The 7,034-nt window shown below is 36.3% G+C and carries 8 protein-coding genes; 7 read left to right on the forward strand and 1 reads right to left on the reverse strand.

Features of this window, described 5'->3' with window-relative positions; translation table 11 throughout:
* Nucleotides 1–40 precede the first annotated feature (40 nt).
* The 7 genes from AC27H3_RS13335 to galU all read left to right on the forward strand — a co-directional run bounded on the left by AC27H3_RS13335 (nucleotide 41) and on the right by galU (nucleotide 6,814).
* Nucleotides 41–1,075, forward strand: a complete 1,035-nt coding sequence (locus AC27H3_RS13335) for an NAD-dependent epimerase (RefSeq protein ID WP_487106899.1) — start codon at nucleotides 41–43, stop codon at nucleotides 1,073–1,075.
* Between the two features lie 352 nt (nucleotides 1,076–1,427).
* Nucleotides 1,428–2,306, forward strand: a complete 879-nt coding sequence (gene rfbA, locus AC27H3_RS13340; RefSeq protein ID WP_487106900.1) for a glucose-1-phosphate thymidylyltransferase RfbA — start codon at nucleotides 1,428–1,430, stop codon at nucleotides 2,304–2,306.
* 101 nt (nucleotides 2,307–2,407) lie between these two features.
* Nucleotides 2,408–2,782, forward strand: a complete 375-nt coding sequence (locus AC27H3_RS13345) for a GxxExxY protein (protein WP_487106902.1) — start codon at nucleotides 2,408–2,410, stop codon at nucleotides 2,780–2,782.
* A gap of 275 nt (nucleotides 2,783–3,057) precedes the next feature.
* Nucleotides 3,058–3,609 (forward strand): dTDP-4-dehydrorhamnose 3,5-epimerase, encoded by a 552-nt coding sequence (rfbC, locus tag AC27H3_RS13350; protein WP_487106904.1) that lies wholly within the window; start codon nucleotides 3,058–3,060, stop codon nucleotides 3,607–3,609.
* A gap of 58 nt (nucleotides 3,610–3,667) precedes the next feature.
* Nucleotides 3,668–4,543, forward strand: a complete 876-nt coding sequence (gene rfbD, locus AC27H3_RS13355; protein WP_487106906.1) for a dTDP-4-dehydrorhamnose reductase — start codon at nucleotides 3,668–3,670, stop codon at nucleotides 4,541–4,543.
* A gap of 72 nt (nucleotides 4,544–4,615) precedes the next feature.
* A complete protein-coding gene (rfbB, locus tag AC27H3_RS13360; RefSeq protein WP_273311932.1) occupies nucleotides 4,616–5,728 on the forward strand; it encodes a dTDP-glucose 4,6-dehydratase in 1,113 nt (370 codons plus the stop codon).
* 186 nt (nucleotides 5,729–5,914) lie between these two features.
* Nucleotides 5,915–6,814 (forward strand): UTP--glucose-1-phosphate uridylyltransferase GalU, encoded by a 900-nt coding sequence (gene galU, locus AC27H3_RS13365; RefSeq protein WP_487106908.1) that lies wholly within the window; start codon nucleotides 5,915–5,917, stop codon nucleotides 6,812–6,814.
* 30 nt (nucleotides 6,815–6,844) lie between these two features.
* Here the strand turns inward: galU and AC27H3_RS13370 are convergent.
* Nucleotides 6,845–7,034 (reverse strand): hypothetical protein (locus AC27H3_RS13370; RefSeq protein ID WP_487106910.1); only part of this gene is annotated, 190 nt, incomplete at its 5' end.

Consider the following 7,034-nt stretch of genomic DNA (forward strand, 5'->3'; position numbering starts at 1 on the left):
CTTTGGTAGAAAGTAGATTTAATAATTATATGGATTTGAAATGAAATATTTAGTGACTGGCGCAGCAGGTTTTATTGGTTTTCATGTGTCAAAAAAACTATGTGAGCAAGGTCATGAGGTTGTTGGTATTGATAACCTAAACGACTATTACGATGTTAACCTCAAGCTAGCGCGTTTAGCTGAGTTAGATAAGTTTACATTAGAAAATACTTTAGAAAATGAAGGGCTGTTTCGTTTTGTAAAGCTAGATCTTACCGATCGCGAAAATATGGCTAAATTATTTGCAGAAGAAAAGTTTGACCGCGTAATTCATTTGGCGGCGCAAGCCGGTGTTAGATATTCAATTGAAAACCCAATGGCTTATGCCGACTCTAATTTAATTGGGCATTTAACTATTCTTGAAGGTTGTCGTAATAATAAAGTTAAGCATTTAATTTATGCTTCATCTAGCTCGGTTTATGGCTTAAATAATAAAACGCCATTTTCAACAAGTGATTCAGTTGAACACCCTGTTTCGTTATACGCAGCAACCAAAAAGTCTAATGAGTTGATGGCGCATAGTTACTCGCATCTTTACGATATGCCAACCACAGGATTACGATTTTTTACCGTTTATGGCTCTTGGGGCCGACCTGATATGGCACCTTATATTTTCACTAAAAAGATTTTAGATGGTGAAACAATCGATATTAACAATAATGGTGATATGTGGCGTGACTTTACCCATGTAGATGACATTGTTGAAGGTGTTGTTCGTGTTGCTGATGTGGTACCTGAAAGAGATGCAGCATGGAAAGTTGAAAGCGGCTCACCGGCTTCTAGTTCAGCGCCATATTCTATTTATAATATTGGCCATGGTTCGCCAATAAACTTGATGGGGTTTGTAAAGGCCATTGAAGACGAGCTAGGCATTGAAGCAAAGAAAAATTTTCGTGAAATGCAACCAGGCGATGTTTACCAAACCTATGCAGAAGTGAATGACTTATTTGCCGCGATTGATTACAAATCACAAGTTAGTGTTAAAGCAGGTGTAGCTGAATTTGTGAAATGGTACAAAGCATTTTATAAAAAGTAGTTAATTACTGTTGAAATTGTAAACAAATAAAAATGATACCATGGAGTATCATTTTTTGTTTTTGATTTAAAAAAAACTTTCATTAATTTAAGTCGCCTTCTTTAAAGTGAACTATTGCTAAGTACCGATAAAATTAGTGCGAATTAAATATTTATAGCGCACGTTAATATAAAAACAACTAGTAACAGGTTTCATATATCCATTGCTATTTGTTTTTTAATTTACTTTTGTTAACAGAGCTAGCAATATAATTTACACTTAGGTATTTGATAATCGATTTATGCACGTTACATTCGTTTATTATCAGAAAACAATTTGCTAATTTATTAAAATAGAGGTTTAGATAGTGTATATGCATAAGGGAATAATACTAGCCGGCGGAAGTGGAACACGTCTTTACCCGCTAACAAAAGTTGTTAGTAAACAACTGATGCCTGTTTACGATAAACCTATGGTTTATTATCCGCTTGCAACGTTAATGCAGGCAGGCATTCAAGAAATTTTGATTATTTCAACACCCGAAGAAATTGATCGTTTTGAAGATCTTTTAGGTGATGGTGCAAATTTTGGTGTTTCCATTTCTTACAAAGTGCAACCTAGTCCTGATGGTTTAGCTCAAGCCTTTATTTTAGCAGAAGAGTTCTTGAACGGTGCTCCTGCTGCTTTAGTGTTAGGCGATAATATGTTTTATGGCCATGACTTAGTTAAATCACTTAAAGCGGCAAATGCACAACAAAGTGGTGGTACGGTATTTGGCTATCATGTGTCTAATCCTAAATCATACGGTGTTGTAGAGTTTGATGATTCGGGTACAGCTATTTCTATTGAAGAGAAGCCTGTTGTACCTAAGTCAAACTATGCAGTACCTGGTTTGTATTTCTTTGATGAGCGTGTTGTTGACTTTGCTAAAAATGTTAAACCTTCAGCACGAGGTGAGTTAGAAATTACTGACGTTATTGATCAATATTTAAAAGCCGGTGAGTTAAAAGTAGAAATTATGGGTCGCGGTACGGCTTGGCTTGATACGGGTACGCATGATGATTTACTTGCTGCAGCACAGTTTATTGCCACTATTGATAAGCGCCAAGGTTTAAAAGTTAATTGCCCTGAAGAAGTTGGTTATCGCAATGGTTGGTTGAGTGAAGCGAAGCTGCGTGAAATAGCACAACCTTTAATTAAAAGTGGTTACGGTGAGTATTTAATTAAGTTGATTGAAGAACGGGTTTTTTAAAGGGCTTTTCTTTTTACAGGGAGAAAAGAATGAGAAAATCAAGAGTTGACTTATAAAGGGATGATTTTTATTTAATATTTATAACTTAAAGGATTAAGTGTATGGAAATGGATTTTACGGGTAAAGTCATAGGTTGCGCTATTGAGGTACATAAGCAATTAGGTCCTGGACTATTAGAGTCAACTTATGAGAAATGTTTGATGTATGAGCTGTATTTGAATGGTATAACAGCACAATCTCAAGTTATTTTGCCTATATGTTATAAGAATATAGATATTGAAGCAGGTTATCGGCTAGATATACTGCTACCAAACAAGCTAGTGATTGAGCTTAAATCAGTTGATAAAATTATTCCTGTGTATTCAGCACAATTGTCAACTTATATGAAGTTAACTGATATAGATAAAGGTTTACTGATTAATTTCAATGTTAAAAAGTTAGCGGATGGTGTGAGAAGATTTAATTTGTCTTTTTAACGTTTAGGCACAGGTCATTCTTGCAAGTGGAGGATAGGAGGAACTTTGCTTTAATAGAAAGAGAGTTTGATGTTTGAAACATTACTTCTCTTTCGGTTCTTATTCATTTATCGCTGTTAGCTGTTTAGTTTTACAAGGAGGAATGAATGAAAAGGGAATGAGGAACTACTTTAGCCATATTCAAGTACTTTATGTTTATCTCCTGTAGTCCTCCTTCATTCCTCCTTGTGAAATATGAAGTTTATTTATTTTTTATGGGTTTTTATGGAGTTTTAGTGAATTATATAAACACAGATATACCAGATGTAAAAATTATTGAACCTAATGTGTTTGGTGATGACCGTGGTTTTTTTATGGAGACTTTTCGGGTAGATGAGTTTACCCGTGAATGCGCGCAGAAGAGCTTTGTGCAAGACAATCATAGTAAATCTAGCCATGGTATTTTGCGCGGTTTGCATTACCAATTAAAAAATACCCAAGGCAAGTTAGTGCGTGTTACTTCGGGCGAAGTTTACGATGTTGCTGTAGATATGCGGAAAGAGTCGCCAACCTATGGCCAACATGTTGGTGTAGTGCTTTCTGGTGAAAATAAGCGTCAACTTTGGGTGCCAGAAGGTTTTGCTCACGGTTTTTATGTGATGAGTGAGTCGGCAGAGTTTGTTTATAAATGTACAGACTATTACGCGCCAGAACATGAAGTGTCGTTATTGTGGAATGATCCAGCTTTAAATATTCAATGGCCGTTGGTTAATGGCAATGCTCCTTCGCTTTCTGCTAAAGATGAAGTGGGGTTGTTGTTTAAAGATGCGCCTGCTTTTAGCGCTTAGGTTGAAGCAAGATAAATAAAAATTTAATCGTACAATTACAATAAAGCTAACTTAAACCATGAAAATAATCGTTATAGGTAAATCGGGGCAATTGGCCTGGGAGCTAAGCCAGCTTTCATCCAAAGAGCATGAAATAGTTTGTTTAGGGCGTAATGATATAGATTTGCAAGATGTATCAATAATTTCTGCACGTTTACAAGCGTACCAAGCTTCAGGTGTTATCAACGCCTCTGCTTATACTGCCGTTGATAAAGCCGAGAGCGATGTTGATAATGCTTTTATGCTCAATGCAAAAGCGCCAGGCAATTTAGCTAAAGCTTGTAAAGATTTAGCTATTCCTTTTGTTCATGTTTCTACTGACTTTGTTTTTCATGGTGATAAAGGCTCGCCTTATTTACCTACTGATGAAATAAATCCATTAGGGGTTTATGGTGCAAGTAAGGCACAAGGTGAGCATTTTATTGCTGATGTTTATCCAGAAAGAAGTTGTATTATTCGCACGTCTTGGGTGTATTCAATACATGGTAATAATTTCGTAAAAACCATGTTGAGCTTAATGAATACTAAACCAGAGCTTGGTGTTATAAGTGACCAAATAGGTTCACCTACATATGCTAAAGGCTTAGCTAAAGTTTGCATAGCAAGCCTAACTGACAAGATTAATGGTATTCACCATTACACTGATACAGGCGTGGCGAGTTGGTTTGATTTTGCTGTTGCTATTCAACGCATGGGTTTACAACTTGGCTTATTAGATAAAAAAATACCGATTAAACCTATAACTACTGCGCAATATCCAACACCGGCTAAACGCCCACATTATAGTGTGTTAGATAAAAGCAGCTTAGCTAGCGCTTTGCCTGAGTTTAAGTTTAGCCATTGGCAAGAGCAACTACATACTATGATGACGGCTTTAAAAGCTGAACAGTCTTAGCTTATTGTTTACAGCGTAACTGTTTTATCGCTGCGAAATTATAAAGAATTATAAAAATTTTAGAGATATATGATGAAAAAATTATTAGTTACCGGTGGTGCTGGTTTTATTGGCGCTAACTTTGTTCATTATTGGATGAACAAATATTCAGCCGACAAAGTGGTTGTGCTTGATGCATTAACTTACGCAGGTAATATTGCCAATTTAGACTCTGTAAAAGATGAAGCTAACTTCACCTTTGTGCATGGTAACATTTGTGACCAAGTTTTAATTGAAAAGTTATTGGTTGAACACGGTATTGATACCTTAGTACATTTTGCCGCTGAGTCGCATGTTGACCGTTCAATTACTGGTCCAGATGCTTTTATTGAAACTAATATTATGGGTACCTATAGCTTGCTTAAAGCAGCTAAAAAAGTATGGTTAGATGGGGCTTTTAATGATGGTAAAGTTCTTGAAGAACATCGTTTTCATCATGTGTCTACTGATGAAGTGTACGGCACGCTTTCACCAACAGACCCTGCATTTACAGAAGATACAGCTTACGCGCCTAATTCGCCTTATTCTGCGAGCAAAGCGGCAAGCGATCATTTAGTGCGCGCTTATCATCATACTTACGGTTTAAATGTTACTACCAGTAACTGCTCAAACAATTATGGTCCGTTTCATTTTCCTGAAAAGCTTATTCCTTTGGTTATCACCAATATATTGCATGATAAAGCCTTGCCAATTTACGGTGATGGCCAACAAATTCGTGACTGGTTATACGTTGAAGATCATGCTTACGGAATCGACTTAGTGTTACAAAATGGTCGAATTGGTGAGAACTACAATATTGGTGGTGATAACGAATGGGCTAATATAGATATAGTAAAAACTATTTCTAAACTTGTTGAGCAAGAGTTTATTAAGAATAAAGACTTAGGCATTCGTTTTCCTGCGGCAAAAGCAGCGATGGCACAAAACACAGAGTCACTCATTACTTATGTAAAAGACCGACTTGGTCATGATCGCAGATATGCTATTGATGCAACTAAAACCAATAATGAGTTAAATTATCAACCGAAAGAGTCGTTTGAAACCGGCATTGCTAAAACCGTTGCTTGGTATTTAAATAACGAAGAATGGTGGAAGAGTGTGATGGACGGTTCTTACCAAAACTGGATAGCTGAGCAGTACTCTTAATTAATATGAGTAATTTAAAGGTCGATATTCGGCCTTTTTTAATGTCTTTAAGTTTGTGTTAGAACTCACTTTATTCCATTAATAAATTACTCAAAAACCTATAAACGCAAACATTTCATCTATAAAGTCATGACAAAAAGTTTAACAACCAATACAATAAAGAAAATACTGTAATTAGGGATAAAAATGACAAGTAAAATCAAAAAAGCGGTAATACCTGTAGCGGGCTTAGGCACACGGATGTTACCAGCGACAAAAGCTATTCCAAAAGAGATGTTGCCGATTGTTGATAAGCCATTAATTCAATATATTGTGAATGAATGTATTTCAGCTGGTATTAAAGAAATTGTTTTAGTTACACACTCTTCTAAAAATGCGATTGAAAACCATTTTGATAAGTCGTTTGAGCTTGAAACTACGTTAGAAAAGCGTGTTAAGCGCCAGTTACTTGATGAAATTCAAGCAATATGTCCGAAAGACGTTACCATTTTACATGTGCGCCAAGGTGAAGCAAAAGGCTTGGGGCATGCGGTATTAAAAGCGCGTCCTATTATTGGTAACGAACCGTTTGTTGTAGTGTTACCTGATGTGATTCTAGATGATGCCACTGCCGATTTAAGAACTGAAAATTTAGCAGCAATGTTAACGCGTTATAACGAAGTAGGTGGTTATAGCCAAATTATGGTTGAACCTGTTCCTATGGAGCAAGTAAGTAGTTACGGTGTGGTTGATTGTGGCGGTGTTGAACTTGCACCAGGTGAGTCTCAACCTATGACTGCTGTTGTTGAAAAGCCTGCCGTTGAAGATGCGCCGTCTAATTTAGCTGTAGTAGGTCGTTATGTATTGTCTGAAAAAATTTGGGATCTGTTGAAGCTAACTCCTCCTGGTGCTGGCGATGAAATTCAATTAACTGATGCTATTGCGATGTTAATGGAAAAAGAAACGGTAGAAGCTTTCCACATGACAGGTAAATCGCATGACTGTGGTTCTAAATTAGGCTACATGAAAGCCAATGTAGAATATGCTTTACGCCACCCAGAAATGGCTGATGAATTTAAAGCATATATAACTGATTTAATTAAATAAAAACCGATAGCTTTAAGTTCTAGTATAATTTTATTTGTTGTTGTTCGTTTTCTCCCTGTGATATTTGTTTTGTTTTCTACAGGGAGAAGTGAATGAGAATTGAATGAGTAGGGTTTTAGGTATTTCAAACATTTTAGTGTTTACCTCCTGTAGTCCTCCTTGTTTTCTCCCTGTAATATTTGTTTTGTTTTTTACAGGGAGGAATAAATGAGAAGTGAAT

The organism is Colwellia sp. NW0002-52-1 (assembly GCF_057550865.1).